This is a genomic window from Dermacoccus sp. Tok2021 (assembly GCF_019895135.1).
Lineage (GTDB): Bacteria > Actinomycetota > Actinomycetes > Actinomycetales > Dermatophilaceae > Dermacoccus > Dermacoccus abyssi.
This window is the reverse complement of sequence record NZ_JAGTHU010000018.1, coordinates 45,074-65,859: the sequence shown is the minus strand read 5'-3', so window position 1 is coordinate 65,859 and position 20,786 is coordinate 45,074. Positions and strand designations below refer to the sequence as shown.

At 68.6% G+C, this 20,786-nt stretch carries 15 protein-coding genes; 12 read left to right on the top strand and 3 right to left on the bottom strand.

Annotated elements, in window-relative coordinates; translation table 11 throughout:
• Positions 1-79 precede the first annotated feature (79 nt).
• Positions 80-754: a class I SAM-dependent methyltransferase gene (locus K9D12_RS11210; protein WP_223060247.1), complete on the bottom strand. Its 675-nt coding sequence runs from the start codon at positions 752-754 to the stop codon at positions 80-82.
• 175 nt (positions 755-929) lie between these two features.
• Here K9D12_RS11210 and hflX point away from each other — a divergent pair, with 175 nt between their 5' ends.
• The 9 genes from hflX (at position 930) to K9D12_RS11165 (ending at position 16,711) form a co-directional block, all read left to right on the top strand.
• Entirely contained in the window at positions 930-2,414 is a 1,485-nt protein-coding gene (hflX, locus tag K9D12_RS11205; RefSeq protein ID WP_223060254.1) for a GTPase HflX, read from the top strand.
• A gap of 52 nt (positions 2,415-2,466) precedes the next feature.
• The gene (locus K9D12_RS11200) at positions 2,467-5,199 is read left to right on the top strand and encodes a glucosidase (RefSeq protein ID WP_223060246.1); all 2,733 of its coding nucleotides are present in this window, start codon (positions 2,467-2,469) and stop codon (positions 5,197-5,199) included.
• 119 nt (positions 5,200-5,318) lie between these two features.
• Entirely contained in the window at positions 5,319-7,694 is a 2,376-nt protein-coding gene (locus K9D12_RS11195) for an ATP-dependent DNA helicase (protein WP_223060245.1), read from the top strand.
• Positions 7,695-7,821: 127 nt separating this feature from the next.
• Positions 7,822-8,802: a DNA polymerase III subunit delta gene (gene holA, locus K9D12_RS11190; RefSeq protein WP_047311409.1), complete on the top strand. Its 981-nt coding sequence runs from the start codon at positions 7,822-7,824 to the stop codon at positions 8,800-8,802.
• Positions 8,803-9,006: 204 nt separating this feature from the next.
• Positions 9,007-9,267, top strand: coding sequence for a 30S ribosomal protein S20 (gene rpsT, locus K9D12_RS11185; RefSeq protein ID WP_047311410.1), 261 nt, complete (start codon positions 9,007-9,009; stop codon positions 9,265-9,267).
• Between the two features lie 229 nt (positions 9,268-9,496).
• Positions 9,497-12,361, top strand: a complete 2,865-nt coding sequence (leuS, locus tag K9D12_RS11180) for a leucine--tRNA ligase (RefSeq protein ID WP_223060244.1) — start codon at positions 9,497-9,499, stop codon at positions 12,359-12,361.
• Between the two features lie 29 nt (positions 12,362-12,390).
• Positions 12,391-13,317, top strand: coding sequence for a DegV family protein (locus tag K9D12_RS11175; RefSeq protein ID WP_223060243.1), 927 nt, complete (start codon positions 12,391-12,393; stop codon positions 13,315-13,317).
• Between the two features lie 155 nt (positions 13,318-13,472).
• On the top strand, positions 13,473-14,339 hold the full coding sequence (locus K9D12_RS11170; RefSeq protein WP_225911183.1) for a ComEA family DNA-binding protein: 867 nt from the start codon (positions 13,473-13,475) through the stop codon (positions 14,337-14,339).
• Positions 14,336-16,711 carry a ComEC/Rec2 family competence protein gene (locus tag K9D12_RS11165; RefSeq protein WP_223060242.1) on the top strand — a complete coding sequence of 792 codons (2,376 nt, stop codon included), beginning with the start codon at positions 14,336-14,338 and terminating at the stop codon, positions 16,709-16,711. The genes K9D12_RS11170 and K9D12_RS11165 overlap by 4 nt, the downstream gene beginning before the upstream one ends.
• Here the strand turns inward: K9D12_RS11165 and K9D12_RS11160 are convergent.
• Positions 16,689-17,678: a LysR family transcriptional regulator gene (locus K9D12_RS11160; protein WP_223060241.1), complete on the bottom strand. Its 990-nt coding sequence runs from the start codon at positions 17,676-17,678 to the stop codon at positions 16,689-16,691. The genes K9D12_RS11165 and K9D12_RS11160 overlap by 23 nt on opposite strands.
• A gap of 69 nt (positions 17,679-17,747) precedes the next feature.
• On the opposite strand from K9D12_RS11160, the gene K9D12_RS11155 reads away from it, so the two are divergent.
• On the top strand, positions 17,748-18,587 hold the full coding sequence (locus K9D12_RS11155; protein ID WP_223060240.1) for a Sir2 family NAD-dependent protein deacetylase: 840 nt from the start codon (positions 17,748-17,750) through the stop codon (positions 18,585-18,587).
• A gap of 13 nt (positions 18,588-18,600) precedes the next feature.
• Here the strand turns inward: K9D12_RS11155 and lexA are convergent, their stop codons facing one another.
• The gene (gene lexA, locus K9D12_RS11150; protein WP_047311416.1) at positions 18,601-19,320 is read right to left on the bottom strand and encodes a transcriptional repressor LexA; all 720 of its coding nucleotides are present in this window, start codon (positions 19,318-19,320) and stop codon (positions 18,601-18,603) included.
• 266 nt (positions 19,321-19,586) lie between these two features.
• Here lexA and K9D12_RS11145 point away from each other — a divergent pair, with 266 nt between their 5' ends.
• Both K9D12_RS11145 and nrdR read left to right on the top strand, forming a co-directional pair.
• Positions 19,587-20,000: a LysM peptidoglycan-binding domain-containing protein gene (locus K9D12_RS11145; RefSeq protein WP_197078972.1), complete on the top strand. Its 414-nt coding sequence runs from the start codon at positions 19,587-19,589 to the stop codon at positions 19,998-20,000.
• 247 nt (positions 20,001-20,247) lie between these two features.
• Positions 20,248-20,709 (top strand): transcriptional regulator NrdR, encoded by a 462-nt coding sequence (gene nrdR / locus K9D12_RS11140; protein WP_047311683.1) that lies wholly within the window; start codon positions 20,248-20,250, stop codon positions 20,707-20,709.
• The last annotated feature ends 77 nt before the right edge of the window (positions 20,710-20,786 follow it).

Sequence of the window (20,786 nt, the reverse complement as noted above, 5' to 3'; positions counted from 1 at the left end):
ACGTGTGGTCGGCGAAACGGTGTGTGTCCCAACGAAAAACGTCGTCAGTGAACGTGAACCTGAGCGATACTCAAGTGGCCTAGACGTCCGCGTTTGGCGCCGGTGCGCCAGTGTCCTCCGCAGCCTCCAAGGGCGTGGGTCCTCCGTCGGACGTGCGCACCACTTCGAGAATGCGGAACCCCTTGACCGATGTCAGGCGCGTGACCTCGTAGGCGTCGCCCAACTGCTCCACGAGCCACTTCGCCAGTGAGTCCGAGCCGAGGTTGCGCTGGACGACGAGGTGGGCGCGCCCGCCGACGACGAGGCGGGGTAGCCAAGTGAGCAGCATCGAATGCAGCACCTTCTTGCCCACCCTGATCGGCGGGTTGGACCAGATGAGATCGAACCGAACGTCGGCCGGAACCTGCGACGGGCGAGCGGTCGTCACGTTCGAACAACCCTGAGCTGCAACGTTCGTCGCGCACAGATCGAGGGCGCGTTCGTTGACGTCCACCGCCCACACGTGCGCATCCGGGCTCTCCAACGCGAGCGTCGTCGCGATCGGCCCCCAGCCGCACCCCATGTCCAGGAAAGTGCCTGCCTCGGGCGGCGCCGGTGCGTGGTTGAGAAGAACAGCAGTGCCCGAGTCGAGACGGTCGGGGCAGAAGACACCGGGTGCGGTCTGCATGGCGACGCTGCGCCCGGCCAGGCGCAGGGTGAGGGTGCGCCGTTCGTCGGGTGACGCCGGCTCCGCAGTGAAGTAGTGATCGCTCATCACGGCACAGCCTACGACCGCCGCATTGGCTCGGGAGCCGCCGCAATACCGGACAACTCCGCCCGGGCGAGCCGCAACCGCGGGAGTAAATCGCTGGCCTCGCTCGTTGAACCCTGCAACGATCGAACTCTGCGCGTCACCTCGACCGCAGCGACGCACAACGTGAGGATCAGCCCTGAACGAGCGCAACCCCGCCGACTTCCTTTCCCGCCGAGCCCAGGCGCTTGCGGACGGCGACGACGCAACGGTCGTCTACGACGACCGCGGCTTTGTCGTCGACTCCTACGACGGTGACCAGATCGAGCGCGAAGAGCGCGCCGCTCTGCGCCGTGTGCACGGCCTGTCGACGGAGCTCGAGGACGTCTCCGAGGTCGAGTACCGCCAGTTGCGCCTCGAGCGCGTCGTCCTGGCGGGCGTCTGGTCCGAGGGTTCGAGCGAGGACGCCGAGAACTCCCTGCGTGAGCTCGCCGCTCTCGCGGAGACGGCTGGCTCCCAGGTGCTCGCGGGCGTCGTCCAGCGTCGCCTGCGCCCCGACCCGGGCACCTGGCTCGGTAAGGGCAAGGCCGAGGAACTCAAGGAGATCGTCGTCGCCGAAGGCGCCGACACCGTCATCGCCAACGGCGAGCTCGCCCCGAGCCAGCGCCGCGCTCTCGAGGACGTCGTCAAGGTGAAGGTCATCGACCGCACCGCGCTCATCCTCGACATCTTCGCCCAGCACGCGAAGAGCAAGGAGGGCAAGGCCCAGGTCGAGCTGGCTCAGATGCAGTACCTCCTGCCGCGTCTTCGCGGTTGGGGTGAGTCGATGTCCCGTCAGGCCGGTGGTCAGGCCGCGGGTGGCCAGGGCATGGGGTCGCGCGGTCCCGGTGAGACGAAGATCGAACTCGACCGACGTCGCATCAATACGCGCATGGCCAAACTGCGCCGCGAGATCGCGGAGATGAAGACGACTCGCGACACCAAGCGCAGCGGGCGCCGCAACAACAACGTGCCGAGCGTCGCCATCGCCGGCTACACGAACGCCGGCAAGAGCTCGATCCTCAACCGCCTCACCAACGCCGGTGTGCTCGTGCAGAACCAGCTGTTCGCCACGCTCGACCCGACGGTCCGCCGCGCCGAGACGCCGGACGGGCGCGGTTACACGCTGGCCGACACCGTCGGCTTCGTGCGCGACCTGCCGCACCAACTCGTCGAGGCCTTCCGCTCGACACTGGAGGAAGTGGCCGACGCCGACCTGCTCCTGCACGTCGTCGACGGCTCCCACCCCGACCCGGAGTCGCAGATATCCGCGGTGCGCGAGGTGCTCGCCGACGTCGACGCGAGCGATGTCAAGGAAGTCATCGTCATCAACAAGGCCGACATCGCCGCCCCCGACGTCATCGACCGCCTGATGCGCCACGAGAAGCACTGCATCGCCGTGTCGGCTCGTACGGGCGAGGGGTTGCCCGAACTGCTGCAACTCATCGCGGACGAACTGCCCCACCCCGACGTGCGGGTCGAACTCCTGCTGCCGTACGAGCGAGGTGACCTCCTCAGCCGCGTGCACGCTGACGGTGACGTGCTCGGCGTCGAGCACCGCCCCGAAGGCACCCACGTGCACGCCAAGGTGACGAAGGAACTGGCCAGCGAGTTGGAGCCGTACCTGGCGTCCAGCGTCGCCTGAGCTTCGCGCCACGGATTCGTCCGTCCCCAGCGGGCCTCAATAGGATGCGCTCGTGAGTTCGTCTTCCCGCACCACGGCCACCGCCGAACACCGCCGTCTGGCCCAGGCACCGAAGGACAGCGACCCGTGGCGTCTGTGGGGGCCGTACATGGCCGCTCGCCAGTGGGGCACGGTCCGTGAGGACTACTCTGCCGACGGCAACGCGTGGGCTTACCTGCCGTTCGACCACGCCCACCAGCGCGCCTACCGCTGGGGCGAGGACGGACTGGCGGGTCTGTGCGACCGCTTCGGGTTCTTCAACGTCTCGCTGGCGTTGTGGAACGGTGAGGACGACCGCCTCAAGGAACGTCTGTTCGGCCTGACGAACGGTGAAGGCAACCACGGCGAGGACGTCAAGGAGGTCTGGTGGCCCACCGACGCCACCCCCACCCACTCCTACGGCACGTGGCTCTATCGCTACCCCCAGGCCGCGTTCCCGTACAACCACCTGCGCGCCGAGGCCGCCTCGCGCGGGCGAACCGACGACGAGTACGAGCTCATCGACACGGGAGTCTTCGACGAGAACCGCTTCTTCGACATCGAGGTCACGCACGCCAAGGCGAACCCGACCGACATCTGCCTCGAGTACACCGCGACCAACCACGGCCCCGACGCCGCGCTGCTCGACCTCGTGCCGCAGGCGTGGTTCCGCAACACGTGGTCGTGGGGACGAGACGAGCGTGAACCCTCGATCTCCCTCGTCACGGAGAACTGCGTGCGCGCCGAACACGGCTGGCTCGGTGACTACGAACTGCACGCCGACGGCGAGCCGCGCATCATCTTCTGCGACAACGAGACGAACGAGATCGCCGTGTCTGGCGCGGAGACCAACCCCCGTGAGCTGACGAAGGACGGCATCAACCAGCGCATCGTGGCGGGGGAGAGCGACGGCATCCGCCTCGACCACGGCACGAAGGTCGGCTTCTGGTACCACTTCGAGGCCATCGCGCCGGGTGAGAGCGTCACCGTGCGGCTGCGTCTGCGCGGCGTCGGGCGCTCGAGCGCCCACCAGCCCAAGGGAACCGCCCACCAGGAGCCGGTGCCCGGCGACCCGGCCTTCGGTGAGGGCTTCGACATCGTCCGTCGGGTGCGCGCCGAGGAGGCCGACGAGTTCTACGCCGCGGTCATCCCGGCCACGGTGAGCGACGACGACCGTCACATTGCCCGTCGCGCTTTCGCTGGCCTGCTGTGGGGCAAGCAGCTCTACCGCTACTACGTCGAGGAATGGCTCGAGGGCGACCCGGCCGTCAAGGCGCCGCCGCGTGAGCGCGTCACCGGCGTCGAGGGCCGACACGGACGCAACGTCGGCTGGCGCCACCTCGCCCTGGCCGACGTCATCTCGATGCCGGACGAGTGGGAGTACCCCTGGTTCGCCGCGTGGGATCTGGCGTTCCACACCGTGCCGCTCGCGCACATCGACCCCGAGTTCGCCAAGCACCAGCTCGTGCTCATGTGCCGGGAGTGGGCCCAGCACCCCAACGGTCAGCTGCCCGCGTACGAATGGGCCTTCGAGGACGTCAACCCGCCCGTCCACGCGTGGGCCTGCTGGCAGGTCTACGCCATCGACGGCGGACAGGACCAGGCCTTCCTCATCCAGGTCTTCAACAAGCTGCTTCTCAACTTCTCGTGGTGGGTCAACCGCAAGGACGCCGAGGGCTCCTACCTCTTCGAGGGCGGCTTCCTCGGCATGGACAACATCGCGCTGTTCGACCGCTCGACCGCCGTGCCCCCGGGCTACAAGCTGGAACAGTCCGACGCGACGAGCTGGATGGCGTTCTTCTCGCTGTCGATGCTGCGCATGGCCCTCGAACTCGCGCGCCACGAGCGGGCCTACGACAACACGGCCACGACGTTCCTGCAGTACTTCATCAACCTTGCCCACGCGATGGACCGCACGACGCCGGAGAAGGTGTCGAGCCTGTGGAACGAGGAGGACGGCTTCTTCTACGACGCCCTCCAGCGCGAGGACGGCGAGATCATCCAGTTGCGCGTTCGCTCGATGGTCGGCCTGCTGCCGCTCATGGCCGTGCTCATCGCCCCGAGTTGGGTGCAGCACGAACTGCCCGACTTCGTGCGCGAGGTCGAGTGGATGATGGAGCGCGAGCCGGCCATGATGAAGGCCATCACGCAGGCCGAGGCCGACTCCGGCGGCGAGAAGCTGACGATGACGCTCATCTCCAAGCGACGCCGCGGCCTGCTGCTCGAACGACTCTTCGACGAGAACGAGTTCCTCTCCGAGTTCGGTATCCGTTCGCTGTCCGCGGCCTACCGCGAGGAGTACACGGCGGAGATCGGCGGACGCTCGATGTCGATCCGCTACACCCCCGGAGAGTCCGACATCGACCTGTTCGGCGGCAACTCCAACTGGCGTGGGCCGGTGTGGTTCCCGGTCAACTTCCTCGTCGTCGACTCGCTGCGTCTGTACGCCGCGTCGGCGGAGGGCGACGTCGAGTACGAGTACCCGACCGGATCGGGGCGGATGGTCAAGCTGTCCGAGATCGTCTCCGACCTCGAGGACCGGCTCGTCAATCTCTTCCGTCTCGGACCCAACGGCCGCCCGGGCGACCAGCGTGAGTACCCGAACGGGCCGCTGTGGAACGAGCACGTCACGTTCAGCGAGTACTTCCACGGCGACACCGGCGTCGGCCTCGGCGCCGCGCACCAGACGGGGTGGACGGCGCTCGTGGCGCACTACATTTGCTCCGATCACGCGCCGCACCTGCCGGGGGTTCTGCCCGGCGAGTGAGCCGCATGCGGTGGCCTGTGCGGGCGTCGTCCACAGTGACGACGCCCGCACAGGCGTTTCCACAGCTGTGCCCGCGTCGCGACTCGGAGGGCGTCCCGGTGCTGCCATAGGGTGGGCGCATGCCCGAACTGCCCTCGCTCGACGAACTCATGTCCGCGGCCGTCTCCGGCGTCGGCGGCGTCCCGCGGCCGGGGCAGTCGACGATGGCGAACGCCGTCCAGGAGGCCATCGAGCGCGACGAGCACCTGCTCGTGCAGGCGGGTACGGGCACGGGAAAGTCGCTGGCCTACCTCGTGCCCGCGATCCGTCACGCGTTCGAGGTGAACAAGCCGGCCATCGTGGCCACGGCGACGCTCGCCCTCCAGGCGCAGATCGTCGATCGCGACATGCCGCGCCTCGCCGACGCGCTCGAACCGCTGCTCGGGCGCCGGCCCACGTACGCGCTCGTCAAGGGGCGGCGTAACTACGTGTGCCAGCACAAGCTCACCGGTGGCTACCCGGACGACGACGAGGGCGCGCTCATGGGCGTCGGCCAGGTCGACGAACACGCCGGACGCACCGGCCGCGAGGTCGTGCGCCTGCGGGAGTGGGCCGACGAGACCGAATCCGGCGACCGCGACGAACTCGTGCCCGGCGTGTCCGAGAGGGCGTGGCGCCAGGTCTCCGTCTCGAGCCACGAGTGCCTCGGCAGCAAGTGCCCCGTCGTCGAGGACTGCTTCGTCGAAATGGCGCGCGCCGACGCGAAGGAGGTCGACGTCGTCGTGACGAACCACTCCTTCATGGCGATCGACGCCTTCGAGGGGCGCCAGATGCTGCCCGAGCACGACCTGCTCGTCGTCGACGAGGCCCACGAGCTCGTCGACCGCGTCACCGCGACCATCACCGACGAACTGACGACCGGAACGATCAACGCGGCCGCCAAGCGCTGTGGCCGCCTCGCCGAGACCGACGACCTCAAGCGCGGGGCCGAGGTGCTGGGCGAGGCACTCGGGCAACACCAGGAAGGGCGGCTGCTCGGAGTCTCCGACGTTCTCGAGGCGGCCCTGCGCACGATTCTCGACGCCTCACGTTCCATCGCCTCGGAACTGAAGCCGAAGAACCCGCAGGACAACGACGGCGTTCGCCAGATGGCTCGAGCCGCGATCGACGAGATCTTCGAGACGTGCGAACGCATCCTCGAGGAGCGGGAGCTCGACGTCCTGTGGGTCTCCCACAACCAGCGCACCGGCGTCTCCGCGCTGCGTGTCGCGCCGATGAGCGTGGCCATGCTCATGCGGGACAAGATCTTCGGTGAGCGATCGGTCGTCATGACGTCGGCCACCCTCGAACTCGGTGGCTCGTTCGACGCCGTGGCCGGAACCCTCGGCCTGCGCGGAGCGGGCGGCCCGCAGTGGAAGGGCCTCGACGTCGGCTCGCCGTTCGACTACCCCAAGCAGGGCATCGCCTACGTCGCCCAGCACCTTCCTCCGCCCGGGCGTGACGGACTCTCACCGCAGGCCCTCGACGAGATCGAGACGCTCGTGCGCGCGGCCGGTGGACGCACGCTCGGCCTCTTCTCCTCGATGCGCGCCGCCCAGGCCGCCGCCGAGGCGATGCGGGAGCGCTTCGGCGACGAGATCCCCGTGCTGTGCCAGGGCGAGGACCAGATGGGCACCCTCGTGCGCACCTTCGCCGCCGACGCCCGCACGTGCCTCTTCGGCACGCTGACGCTGTGGCAGGGCGTCGATGTGCCCGGAAGCAGCCTCCAACTCGTCATCATCGACCGCATCCCGTTCCCGCGACCGGACGACCCCCTCGCCTCGGCTCGCTCGCAGGCCATCGCGAAGATGGGCGGCAACGGGTTCATGGCCGTCTCGGCCACCCACGCCGCGCTGCGCCTCGCGCAGGGCGCCGGGCGCCTCATCCGGCACACCGACGACCGTGGCGTCGTCGCGTTCCTCGACTCGCGCATGATGACGGCCCGCTACGCCGGTTTCCTCCAGCGCTCGTTGCCGCCGTTCTGGCCGACCACCGATCGTGCGCTCATCCTCAAGGCGCTCGCTCGTCTCGACGAGAACGCCCCGGACGTCACCCCTCCGCCGGCGGCCGGTACGCGCTCGACGAAGCAGCCGTCGGTTCCCAGCCCCTCGTCGAGTTCCGTCCGCTCGTCGGGCGCTTCGTCGGCGTCCTCGGCAGCGTCGTCGGGGTTATCGGCAGGTTCCTCGGCGGACGCGAAGGAGCGGGCGCTCGCCGCCGCAGCGGCAGCCGGTGTCAGCGGAATGGGGACGGCCAGCGCCATCAAGGCACCGACCAAGTCGACGCCGCCTCCGGTCGACGACACGGCCCGAACCGCCGTCACCGGCGGCGAGGCGTGGACGGCGGAGTCCGACGAGGAACTGCGCGAGGGCGTCAGCATGGGCCTGTCAGCCGAAGAGCTGGCCGACCACCTCGAACTCTCGGCGGAGTCGGTGCTCGCCCGTTGCGCGCAACTCGGCATCCGCCCGGCGGGGGAGTGACGTTCGCTGTGAGCAGCACGACGATCGGGGTGTTCGTCTCGCGAGGTGTGCTTGCCTCAGCGCACACGCAGCGGTCGCTGATCCGGTCGGCGCCCCGGTTGTCGGTGGCCGATGAGAGGCTGACGCCATGAACGAATCGTCGGCGCTGCCTCAGCTGGTGCTCATCACCGGCCCCGAGCGCGTGCTCGCGCAACGAGCGCTCTCGCACGTGCTCGAGGCCCTCGGTTCGAGCCACCCCGACGCGGAGGTCATCCGCCTCGACGCGCTCGAGTACGAGCCGGGCCGGCTGACGATGGACCTGTCGCCGAGCCTGTTCGGCGGGCACCGCGTCGTCGTCGTACGCGACCTCGACGAGGCCACCGATCCGCTCGTCGACGAACTCTCCGACGTACTCAAGCACCCGCTCGACGACGCGCACCTCGTCGTCCTCCACAAGGGTGGTAACCGCGCCAAGCGTGTCCTCGACGCGATGAAGAAGGCGAAGGCGCACGTCATCGAGGCGCCGGCCATGAAGTCGGACCGCGACAAGTCGGCTTTCATCACGAACGAATTCCGGATCGCGCGCCGCAAGATCACCCCCGAGGCCGTGCGGGCGTTGCTCGAGGCAGCGGGCAAGGACACGTCGGAGCTGGCCGCGGCGTGCAAGCAACTCGTCGACGACACGACGGGCGTCGTCGACGAGAACGTCGTCGCCACCTATCACTCGGGCAAGGTCGAGGCCACGGGCTTCCGGGTTGCCGACGCCGCCATCGCCGGCAATGCTCCCGAAGCGCTTCGACTCCTGCGTCACGCGTTCGCCTCCGGGCTCGACCCGGTTCCGGTCGTGGCGGTCCTCGCCTCACAGCTGCGGCAGGTTGCCAAGGTGGCCACCGCCGGGGGAGGACGCAGCGCTGAACTCGCCAAGCAGCTCGGTATGCCCCCGTGGCAGATCGATCGTGCCCGCGGCGCGTCGCGCGGCTGGGACGGCGTCAGGTTGGGCCGCGCGATTCAGACCGTGGCTGCGGCCGACTTCGCCGTCAAGGGCGGCGGGCGCGATCCGCAGTACGCCGTCGAGCACGCCGTGCTCGAGATCTGCAAACAGCGTCACGCGCCGCCCGAGCGAGGCTGAAGCTGGTCGGACGCCGAGCGCTTCGGCCGATTGCGTGCCCGCGGGGTCCGGCTGGTAAGTTTGGACGAGTGCGTGTGGGCTCAGGTCGTGCGCACACGCAAGCAGTAACCAGCGGTCTCTCATCGCCAGGTGTCCCCACGCCATATCCGAGAGGCCGACTGTCGCCCTCACGACAGAATCATTCGACCGAAGAAGTGAGTTTTCGTGGCAAACATCAAGTCGCAGATGAAGCGGATCAAGACGAACGCTGTTCGTACGGAGCGCAACAAGTCCTACAAGGCTGAGCTGCGTACCTGGATCCGCAAGTTCCGCGCCGAGGTCGAAGCCGGTAACAAGGACGCCGCTACCACGGCCCTTGCTGCCGCTTCGAAGAAGCTGGACAAGGCTGTCTCCAAGGGAGTCATCCACAAGAACCAGGCCGCCAACAAGAAGTCGGCCATGGCGAAGCAGCTCAACAACCTCTGAGTTCTTCCATGAGTCCTCACGAGGACTCAGCACGACGAAGGGTCGTCACCGTCCGCGGTGACGGCCCTTCGATGTTGAGCGGGGACCGCGGCACAGGTGCCGCGTTTCCGAGGCAACATCGAAGGTCGCCAGAGCCCGGTGCCCGGGCGGCGACGGCGGCTGCTGACATAATGACGGGCGAACAATCCGGCGTCGCGCTGACGCCGTACGACGCGAGTGAGGTACTTCCTTGAGCGACACCGAGCACGGCCACCGCTACACCGCCGAACTGGCGGGGCAGATCGAGAAGCAGTGGCAGGACGTGTGGGAGGAGCAGGGAACCTTCGAGGCCCCCAACCCCACGGGGCCGTGGGCCGACCCGCAGGGCGTGGCCGAGCGCGAGAAGGTCATGATCCAGGACATGTTCCCCTACCCCTCCGGTGCGGGACTGCACGTCGGGCACCCGCTCGGCTACATCGCCACCGACGTCTACGCGCGCTACCAGCGCACCCAGGGCAAGAACGTCCTCTACACCCTCGGTTACGACGCGTTCGGCCTACCGGCGGAGCAGTACGCCGTCCAGACCGGCCAGCACCCGCGCAAGACGACCGAGGACAACATGGTCAACATGCGTCGCCAGCTGCGTCAGCTCGGGCTGTCGCACGACATGCGTCGCACCTTCGCCACGATCGAGCCGTCCTACTACAAGTGGACGCAGTGGATCTTCCTGCAGATCTTCAACGCCTGGTACGACGAGGACGCGGGTAAGGCCCGTCCGATCGACACGCTCGTCGAAGCCCTCGAAAGTGGTCGCGTCGCCACGCCGGACGGCCGCGCATGGGCCGAACTGGACGCCACCGAGCGCGCCGCTGCCGTCAACGCCCGTCGCCTCGCGTACAAGTCGGACGCTCCGGTCAACTGGTCGCCCGGCCTCGGCACCGTCGTGGCAAACGAGGAGGTGACGGCCGACGGCCGCACCGAGCGCGGCAACTTCCCGGTCTTCAAGCGCAATCTGCCGCAGTGGATGATGCGTATCACCGCCTACGCCGACCGCCTCGTCGACGACCTCGAGCGCCTCGACTGGCCGGAGTCGATCAAGCTGCAGCAGCGCAACTGGATCGGTCGCAGCAACGGCGCGAGCATCCGCTTCGACGTCGAGAACCACGAGGGCGCTCAGCTCGAGGTCTTCACGACGCGCCCCGACACGATCTTCGGCGCGACGTTCATGGTGGTCGCCCCGGAGCATCCGCTCGTCGACACGCTCGTGCCCGACACGTGGCCCGAGGGCACGAAGGACGCGTGGAGCGGGGGCGCGACAAGCCCGCGCGAGGCCGTCGACACCTATCGTCGTGAGGCCTCCCGCAAGAGCGACCTCGAGCGTCAGACCGGCGAGAAGGGCAAGACCGGTGTCTTCACCGGTGCCTTCGCCACGAACCCGGTGACAGGTCGACGCATGCCCGTCTTCGTCGCCGACTACGTCCTCATGGGCTACGGCACCGGCGCCATCATGGCCGTGCCCGCGCAGGACGAGCGCGACTGGGACTTCGCGGCCGCGTACGACCTCGACGTCATCCGCACCGTGCAGCCGTCCGAGGGCCACCCGGAGAACAAGCCGTTCACCGGCGCGGGCGTCGCCATCAACTCGGCCACCTCGGGCCTCAGCCTCGACGGGCTCGGCATCGAGGACGCCAAGGTCAAGATCATCGAGTGGCTCGAGGCGAACGAGCGCGGAAGCGGCACGACGACCTACCGCCTGCGCGACTGGCTGTTCAGCCGCCAGCGCTACTGGGGCGAGCCCTTCCCGGTGGTCTACGACGAGAACGGCGAGGCGCACGCCCTGCCGGAGTCGATGCTGCCGGTCGAACTGCCCGACGTCGCGGACTACTCGCCGAAGACCTACGACCCGGAGGACGCCCAGTCCATGCCGGAGTCGCCCTTGTCGCGTGCGAGCGAGTGGGTGAGCGTCGAGCTCGACCTCGGTGACGGTCGCAAGACGTACACGCGCGAGACGAACACGATGCCCAACTGGGCCGGTTCGTGCTGGTACGAACTGCGTTACGCAGACCCCGCAAACGACGAACGATTCGTCGACGCGGGCTGTGAGGAGTACTGGCTCGGCAAGGGCCGCGGCTTCGGCAAGGGCGTCGCGAACGACCCGGGCGGCGTCGACCTCTACGTCGGCGGCGCCGAGCACGCCGTCCTGCACCTGCTGTACGCGCGTTTTTGGCACAAGGTGCTGTTCGACCTCGGCCTCATCTCGAGCGAGGAGCCGTTCCGCAAGCTCTACAACCAGGGCATGGTGCAGGCCTACGCGTTCCGTGACGGGCGCGGCCAGCCGGTGCCGGCTGCCGAGGTCACCGAGCGCGAGGTCGACGGCGAGACGGTGTTCGAGTGGCAGGGCGAGCGCGTCACCCGTGAGTACGGGAAGATGGGCAAGTCGCTCAAGAACGTCGTCACGCCGGACGAGATGTGCGACGCGTTCGGCGCCGACACCTTCCGCGTCTACGAGATGTCGATGGGCCCCCTCGACGCGTCGCGTCCGTGGGAGACCCGTGCCGCCGTCGGCTCGCAGCGCTTCCTGCAGCGTCTGTGGCGCAACGTCGTCGACGAGGGCAGCGGCGAGGTCACCGTCACCGATGCGCCGATGGATGACGCCACGAAGCGCGCACTCCACCAGACGATCGACGCGGTGAGCGCCGACTTCGAGAACCTGCGTTTCAACACGGCGGTCGCTCGCCTCATCGAGCTCAACAACACGCTGACGAAGCTCGACGCCGTGCCGCGCGAGGCGGCCGAGGCGCTCGTGCTCATGACGGCGCCGCTGGCCCCGCACATCGGTGAGGAGCTGTGGAAGCGCCTGGGTCACGACACGACGCTGGCGTTCGAGCCGTTCCCGGTCGCCGACCCGGCGTTCCTCGTGCAGGACACCGTTGTTGCCGTCGTCCAGGTGGCCGGCAAGGTGCGCGATCGCCTCGACGTCGCCGCCGACATCAGCGAGGCCGACCTCGAGGCCGCAGCCATGGCGAGCGAGCGCGTGCAGTCGTTCCTCGAGGGCAAGACGGTTCGCAAGGTCATCGTCCGAGCTCCCAAGCTCGTCAACATCGTCGCGAACTGATGGCTGCGCGACGACGGGACGCCCCTCGCGTGGGTGTCGTCACGGACTCGACGGCGTGCCTGCCGGACGAGCTCGTGGCGGCGCTCGGCGGGACGCTCGCCGTCGTGCCGCTGACCGTGACGATCGACGGGCGCTCGCTCGTCGAGGGTGAGGGCGTCACCGGGGAGACGGTGGCCCAAGCCGAACAGAACGAGCGGGAACTGTCGACGGCCCGGCCGGCGCCTGCGCGCATGGTCGAGGCGTACGAGTACCTCGCGGGTCAGGGCTGCACCAAGATCGTCTCCGTTCACGCGGCGGCCCAGCTGTCGTCCACGGTGAGTTCGGCGCGCCTCGCGGCGGCCGAATCGTCTGTGCCCGTCTCCGTCGTGGACTCCACGACGATGGGCATGGCGATGGGTTTTGCGGCGCTCGCCGGGGCTCGTTCGGCCGTGCGCGGTGAAGGCTTCGCCGCGGTCGAGGAGGTCATCCGTTCCGTGGCGACGACGTCGCGCACGGCGCTCTACGTCGACTCGCTGGAACCGCTGCGCCGCGGTGGTCGCGTCGGTCGGGCCGGTGCCCTTCTCGGCTCCGCGCTGTCGATCAAGCCGCTGCTGCGCCTCGAGGACGGGGTGATCGAGCCCTTGGCACGCGTGCGAACGACGGGCAAGGCCATCGAACGCCTGGGGCGGTGGGCGCTCGCGGAGGCGCGGGCCCTCGGACCGGGCCCGGTCGTCTGCGCCGTGCACTCCGTGACGCGACAGGACCTTGCCGAGCGACTCACGGGGCTCCTCACGGAATCGGCGGAGAAGGACACTGACGGAGCAGAGCCGGTGACCTGGGCAGAACCCATCGTGCAGGCACCGCTGGCCGCCGCCGTCACGGCGCACATCGGCAGCGGGGCGATCGGCGTGGCCGTGGCGCGGATGCCGGAGGATTCGTCGGGGGCCGACCCGAACGGGGAAACCGACGCCGCGTGACGGTCTGATTCCGTCGTGGGCCCGGTGCGCCGTGTCCGAGCTTCCTCCACAGGCGTGATGCCTGCGCATGACCCCGAACTGTCGCAGCAGGCGCTTCCACAGGCTCAAGCGGCGCAGGATGGTGTTCACTCCGGAGGCCTTCGTAGCGTCACGCCATGACGACTCGACACGACAGCGACGACCGGCTCGACGAAGTGCTCGCGGAGATCGAACGGGCACGTCGCGAACCCGCGTGGACCCCTGAGCCGGAGCGCACGCCCCGACGGCTCATCCGCCCTCCTGCTCCGCTCGACGAGGCTCGCTGGGCGCCGTCACGCACGGCCGTTGTCGTGGTTGCACTGTGTGCACTGCTCGCTGCTCTCGTCTTCGGTGTGCGTGTCATGCTCACGCCGGACACATCGAGCGCCGCAACAGGCTCTTCAGCCAAACCGCTGCAGGTCGCGGGTCGTGCCACGGTGTCGAGCGCCCCATCGGGCGCTGCCGCGGCGCCCACGAACGCTGCCTCGACAGCGGCCACCCCCGCCGCTGCGGCGTCGCCCTCGGTGCTCAACATCCACGTCGTCGGGGCGGTGCGCACTCCCGGCGTCGTCACGGTCACACCGGGCGCCAGGGTCGAGGACGCCGTCAGGGCAGCCGGTGGGCTGAAGGGAGCCGATGCTTCCGGCATCAATCTCGCGCGGCCACTCGCCGACGGAGAGCAGGTCATCGTGCCGAGGCCGGGGGAGTCCCCGCCGGTTCCCAGCCCGCCCGCGGCTCCGGCGCGTGTTCAACCGTCATCGGGTGCAGCGGCCATCACACCGGGAACCCCGGGGGCCTCTGCAGGGGCGTCCGCCCTGGTCAATCTCAACACGGCCGACGCGGCCGCGCTCGACACCCTGCCCGGAGTGGGGCCGGTCCTCGCGCAGAGAATCCTCGACTGGCGCACGGAACACGGCCGATTCTCGAGCGTCGAGGAGTTGGGTGAGGTCAGCGGCATCGGTGACAAGGCCCTGGAGCGGCTGCGCTCCAAGGTCACGGTGTGAGGAGCGAGCACGACCTCCGGCTGCTCGGCGCGGCATGTTGTGGCTGGGGCGTGCTCGCCGTGTTGCTCGCACTACGAGCCTCGGCCACCGAGGTCGTCGTGGTGGCGCTCGCCGCCGCAGCGCTGGGGGGAGCGCTGTTCCTGTCGCGGGTTCGGCGCGCGCTCGTCGTGGGCGTTGCCTTCTGTGCGGTCGTCACGGCGCTGATCGCCACGGCGGCCGGAGGACAACTCGCTCACCAACGTCAGGGGCCGCTCGCCGAGTTGGCGGCCGAACGAGCCAGCGGAACGTTCGAGGCCGTCGTCACGGGGCAACCCCGCGCCCTTGAACCTAAGGGGCCGGGCGCTGCGGACCGGTATCTCGTTCCCCTCACCGTGCACCGAGTCCAGGCCCGCGGAACGCGGGTCGACGTGGCGACGCCGGTCGTCCTGATCGGTGACGGACGGTGGCGGACCGTGCCGTGGAGAGCTCGGCTCGATGTGAAGGGCAGACTCGCGCCCTCGGAACGGCTCGGGTCTGCCCAGGCGCTGCTCGTGGCGCGCGGTGGACCTCATGTCCTTGACGGGTCGCCACCGGTCATCGCACAACTCGAAGTCTTGCGCCGGGGTCTGTCGCACGCGGCTCGAAACCTCCCGGACGACCCGCGCGGCCTCGTGCCGGCTCTCGTCGTCGGTGACGTCGCCGCGATCCCGGCCGAGTTGAACGACGACATGAGCGTCACGGGCATGTCGCACCTCAACGCGGTGAGCGGGTCGAACGTCACCATTGTGCTCGTCGCGGCGTCGTGGTGTCTGTCCTGGTCTGGTCTGCGTCGGCGCGCCCGCACAGTGGCGGCTCTTCTTGTCGTCCTCCTCTACGTGCTCGTGTGCCATCCGGATCCGAGCGTTGTCCGTGCCGGAGCGATGGGCATCGTCGGGTTGCTCGGCACGTCGTGGGGCAGACCGAAAGCTGCCTGCCCGGCGCTCGGGGCGGCCATCACGCTGCTCCTCATGTGGGATCCGTGGCTCGCCGTGAGTGCGGGGTTCGCGCTCTCGGCGCTCGCCACGCTCGGCCTCGTGCTCTTCGCGAAGCGATGGGCGAACGCCCTGACGGAACGGTTGCCGCAAACGCCGTCGTCGAAGCTGACCCACGCGATCGAACTGTGTCTCATTCCCGTCGCCGCCCAGGCGCTGTGCTTGCCCATCCTCGTGGCGCTGAGTGGTGCCGTGTCGCTCGTTTCCCTGCCGGCGAACGTTCTCGCGGAGCCCTTTGTCGCACCGGCCACGCTCGCGGGGATGGTCGTTCTGCTCGTGGCACCACTCGTCCCGGCTCTGGCCGATCTGCTCGTGTGGGCGGCGGGTCTTCCCGCCTGGGTCATTTCCACGATTGCCCACGTCGCCGCATCCGTGCCAGGGGGCTCGTTGCCGTGGCCGAGCGGGGCGCCCGGCATCGTGCTGGCCGTCGTCCTCCTCGCGGCGCTCCTGTTCGGGTGGCGAATCGTCCCGTGGCTCGGCCTTCGAGGGTGGGCATCCGTCACGTTGGTGGCGCTCGTCCCTGCGGCCCTGTGGCTTCCGATCCCCGGAGAGGGACGCGCAGATCCGGGGTGGCTGTATGCCCAGTGCGACGTCGGGCAGGGAGATGCCGCGTTGGTACGCACCGGTGAGCAGGCGGCGATCCTCGTCGACACCGGACCCGAGGAAGGCGACGTCACCGGGTGCCTCGATCGTCACGGCGTGACGCGTGTGGACGCCGTCGTGCTCACGCACCTGCATGCCGACCACGTCGATGGTCTCGGGGCCGTACTCGAGCGGCAGCCGTCGGTCGAGGTCTTCGTGACGTGGCTGACGAGCCACAGCTCGAGCCCTCGTGGTGGCCGAGGGGAGAGGGATGCCGATGCCCAGACGAGGCAGGTGTTGCGCCGTTACGGGAAGGTTGCGCAACGCCTCGCACCGGGTCAGCAGGTCCGTGTCGGTGACGCCGTGCTCGACGTCCTCTGGCCGCGCCGAGCGTTGGCGGCGGGTTCGCCGGTCAACAATGCTTCCCTCGTGCTCGATGTGGCGACGCCGAGCGTGCATGCGCTCATGCTCGGCGACGTCGAACGGGAGGCGCAGGCCGCGTGCATCGGGGAGGTGACGCGCCGAGCAGCGTCGCGTCCCTACGACCTCGTCAAGGTTGCTCACCACGGCAGCGCGAACCAGAGTGCCGGGCTCTATCGGGCGGCTTCGGCGCGGGTCGGCCTCATCGGGGTGGGGGAGGGCAACGATTACGGACACCCGAAGGAATCGCTCCTGTCGTTACTCGCCCAGAGCGGAACAGCCGTCTACCGAACGGACCTTTCAGGAGACCTCGACGTCGTACCCGTCGGTAGATCGCTCACGGTCGAACCGCAGAGATGACACCGTTGAGAGTCGTAGGAGATTCCAGTCGCGAGCCGGAGGGAACCGGCGACAGGTTCGGCAGAGCGTCGGTTGCTTCCCGCAGCGCGTCGAGGGTGGCCTTGACCGCCGGCACACGCTGGAGGTCGGGCGTGGTGACAGCCTGAACCGAACGACGGCTCGCCGGCTCGATGGCGATGGTGGCCACGCGGGGGTGCTGAGTCGAACGCAGGATGAGCTCCGGGATGAGGGCCACGCCCAACCCCTCGGCCACGAGTCCGAGCACGGTGACGTAGTCCTCGGTCTCGAACGCGACGTCAGGGGTGTAACCCGCCGAGGTGGCGAGCGAGAGCAGGTGGCCCCGGCAGCGCGGGCATCCGGCGATCCACGACGCGGACTCGAGCTCCTCCATCGACACGGAGCCCCTTCCGGCAAACGGGTGATCGGCCGGCACGGCGAGGCGCACCTCGTCCTCGAGCAGGTCGAGCGTGGTGAGCCCCTCGAGATCCTCCGCGTGTGCCGCGATCTCGTCGCCGTCGTAGGAGAACGCGATTGCAACATCGCAATCTCCCGCCCGAAGCGCCGCGAGTGACTCCGGCGGCTCCGCTTCCGCGAAGGTGACCTGAACGTCGGGGTAGCGCTGCTTGACGAGCGACAGCGCTCGTGGGACGACGGTCGACGAGGCCGAGGGGAAGGCCATGAGGCGCACTCGTCCCGCCCTCAGGCCGGCGATCGAGGCCACTTCGCCCTCCGCCGCCTCGAGAGCGGCGAGCACCGGAGTGGCTGTGCGGGCGAGCACGTGGCCCGCCTCGGTCAGACGCACCGAACGTCCGAGGCGCTCGACGAGAGCCGTTCCCGTCTTGTCCTCCAAGCGGCGCACCATCTGGGACACGGCAGGCTGGGAGTAGCCCAGGGAAGCAGCGGCAGCGGTGAAGCTACCCTCCTGGGCAATGGCTTTCATGACCCGAAGGCCGGCGGCGTCGATCATCCGTAGAGAATAACCCGGCGTTATCGGATGTTGTAGTTTCTATCGATTGTCGAATGAGAGGGGCCACCTGTGACTGCAGAGTTGGCGGAGTTCGTCGCGCAGGGCGACCTGTTCGTGCTCACCGGGGCGGGTCTCTCGACCGAGTCGGGCATTCCCGACTACCGCAAGCCTGACGGCACCCGCCGAACGGTTCCCATGACGTTCCAGCAGTTCCTCAGCGGGGACGACGCGCGCCGACGCTACTGGGTTCGCAGCGCCGTCGGGTGGGAACGTTTCGCCGCGGCTCGGCCCAACGGCGGCCACCACGCTGTTGCAGCCTTGCAGCGCGCAGGTCTCGTGCAACACCTCGTGACGCAGAACGTCGACGGTCTTCATGCGGCCTCCGGAGCGGACGCCCTCGAACTGCACGGTTCGCTCTCCTCGGTGCAGTGCGTCGAGTGCGGCAGCCGCTCGGATCGAGCCGAGTTCCAGGGGCGCATCCGCGACGCCAACCCGAACCTCCCGCGCGACGTGGCCCTGTTGGCCGACGGAGACGCCGAGGTTGCCCGGAGTGCAGAGGATGCGTTCGTTCTCGTGGCCTGTCCGCACTGTGGTTCGCTCGTCGTCAAGCCCGACGTCGTGATGTTCGGCGAGAGCGTGCCCACCGCGACGGTTGAGCACTGCTACGCGCAGCTCGAACTGTCACGGGCGGTTCTCGTTCTCGGAAGTTCGCTCAAGGTGATGTCGGGCTTCCGGTTCGTCTCGGCGGCGCTCAAGGCGGGCAAGCCCGTGGCCCTGGTCGGTCTGGGAAGCATGCGCGGTTCGGAGCGCGCCGATCTCGTGCTACACGAACCGCTTGGTGCCACACTCACCGCGACATGCGAACGCCTCGGCCTGCAGGTGCAGACCGAGGCGAACGCGACGACGTGAGGGTGGGCGAGAGTCAGACGCTGCGCAGCACCGCCGTGACCTTGCCCATGATGCTGGCTTCGTCGCCGTCGATCGGCTCGTAGTTCTCGTTCGCGGGCAGGAGCCACGTCTTGCCGTTCGTGCGCTTGAACGTCTTCACGGTGGCCTCGCCGTCGAGCAGCGCCGCCACGATCTCACCGTTGGACGCCTCCGGCTGCTGGCGCACGACGACCCAGTCGCCGTCGCAGATGGCGGCTTCGATCATCGAGTCGCCGACAACCTTGAGCAGGAACAGTTCGCCGTCACCGACGATCTGACGGGGGAGGGGGAACACGTCCTCGACGGCCTGCTCGGCCAGGATCGGCCCGCCGGCGGCGATGCGTCCGACGACGGGGACGAAGGAGGCCTGCGGACGCTCGTTGCCCGAGTCGGTCTCGTCGTACGTGCTCTCGGACGCTGCACGCACCGAGGTGCCTCCGCGGTAACCGCGGGTGTCGGCGCCGTCGTCGGGGGAGACGACCTCCATGGCGCGAGGGCGGTTGGGGTCGCGACGCAGGTAACCCTTGCGCTCGAGCGTGGCGAGCTGGTGTGCGACGGAGCTCGGGCTCGTCAGCCCGACGGCCTCACCGATCTCGCGCAGGCTCGGCGGGTAGCCGCGCTCGTCGACCGAGCGCCGGATGACGGTGAGCACTTTCTGCTGGCGCGGGGTCAGTTTGCCCTTCGCGCGGTTGTTCATGGAGTGGACCTCACCCATGGCGTCTCCTCACATCGACGAAAACAGTGATCTCGCGGACGCGGACCTCGGTGCGGAGCCCTGATTCTCCCCGGAATTCCGGGGTTGTCGGTGGCCGCTGATTCGGTGTGAGCGTTCGGGATCAACGTAGGCACCACCGTACACAGTTTTCGCAAACATGTACGAGAAACACGCCGCCGACGGCCTTGCTTTCGAACGTTTGTGTCGTACAGTTGTTCTATCGCACGGATGTTCGATGCATCCGCGCCGAGTCAGGAGGAATGAACATGAGTGCTGTGCCCAGTCTGGACGTCCCGGCGGTCGCGCCGAGCCCCCGTCGTCACCTGCACCTCGTTCCGTCGGGGCCTGCGGTCGTCGATTCCCTCGAGGGTGGTCGTAGCACGCGGCGCGCCCCGTTGACGCGTCGTGCCGTTCTCGCTCGCCGTCGCTTCGCTGCCCTTCTGGCGCTTCTGGTTCTCGTCGGCGGTGGCCTCCTTGCGGCCAAGGCCGTGGCCGAAGCTAACCCTGCCGGTGGCGCGACGTCGGTCACGGTGAAGGACGGGGAGACCCTTTCTCAGATCGCCGCTCGTGAGCTGCCGTCCTTGCGTAACGACCGTGGTGTGGTGGCCATCCAGGAGGCCAACAACATGAGCTCGATGCACGTTCAGGCCGGCCAGCGAATTCTCGTTCCGGCAGGCTGAGCGGCCCCCTCGGCGTGTCGCTGGGGCGAGCCGCACATCTTTTCCGCGTCATTGCTGGGGTTGGTGCGCCGGGTTTGCCGACACGGTTGCGAGCGGTCGCCAACGCAACCTAGGATTCCTAGATGTAGGGCACAGGCGCCCTAATGCCCCCAACATGTGGTTGTTTGCGGAAGAGTTCCCGCGATGCCGGTGTTGGGGTTCATACCGTCACGAGGCGGTGGAATCCTGCGATCGAGAGGCGTGGCACGTGCACTGTCCCTTCTGCCGCAACGCCGACTCCCGTGTGGTCGACTCCCGTTCGACCGAGGACGGCACCTGCATCAAGCGTCGCCGCCAGTGCCCCGACTGCGGCAAGCGTTTCTCCACCGTCGAGACCGCGAGCCTCACGGTCGTCAAGCGCTCCGGTGTGAGCGAACCCTTCTCTCGCGACAAGGTCATGTCGGGCGTGCGCAAGGCCTGCCAGGGCCGCCCGGTTTCCGACGATCAGCTCGCCGTCCTCGCTCAGCAGGTGGAGGAGTCGATCCGCTCCAAGGGGGCTGCGGAGATCGACGCCCACGATGTCGGCATCGAGATCCTCGGCCCGCTGCGCGAACTCGACCACGTCGCGTACCTGCGGTTCGCGTCCGTCTACCAGGCCTTCGAGTCACTGACTGACTTCGAGGACGCCGTCGCCGACCTGCGCAGGCACGCTCTGCGCGACGCCGGCTGAGCTCCACCGGCTGAGCTCCACCGGCTCACCCACTACTTCACGACACACCACACCAAACCCACGAGAAGTGCCAGGAG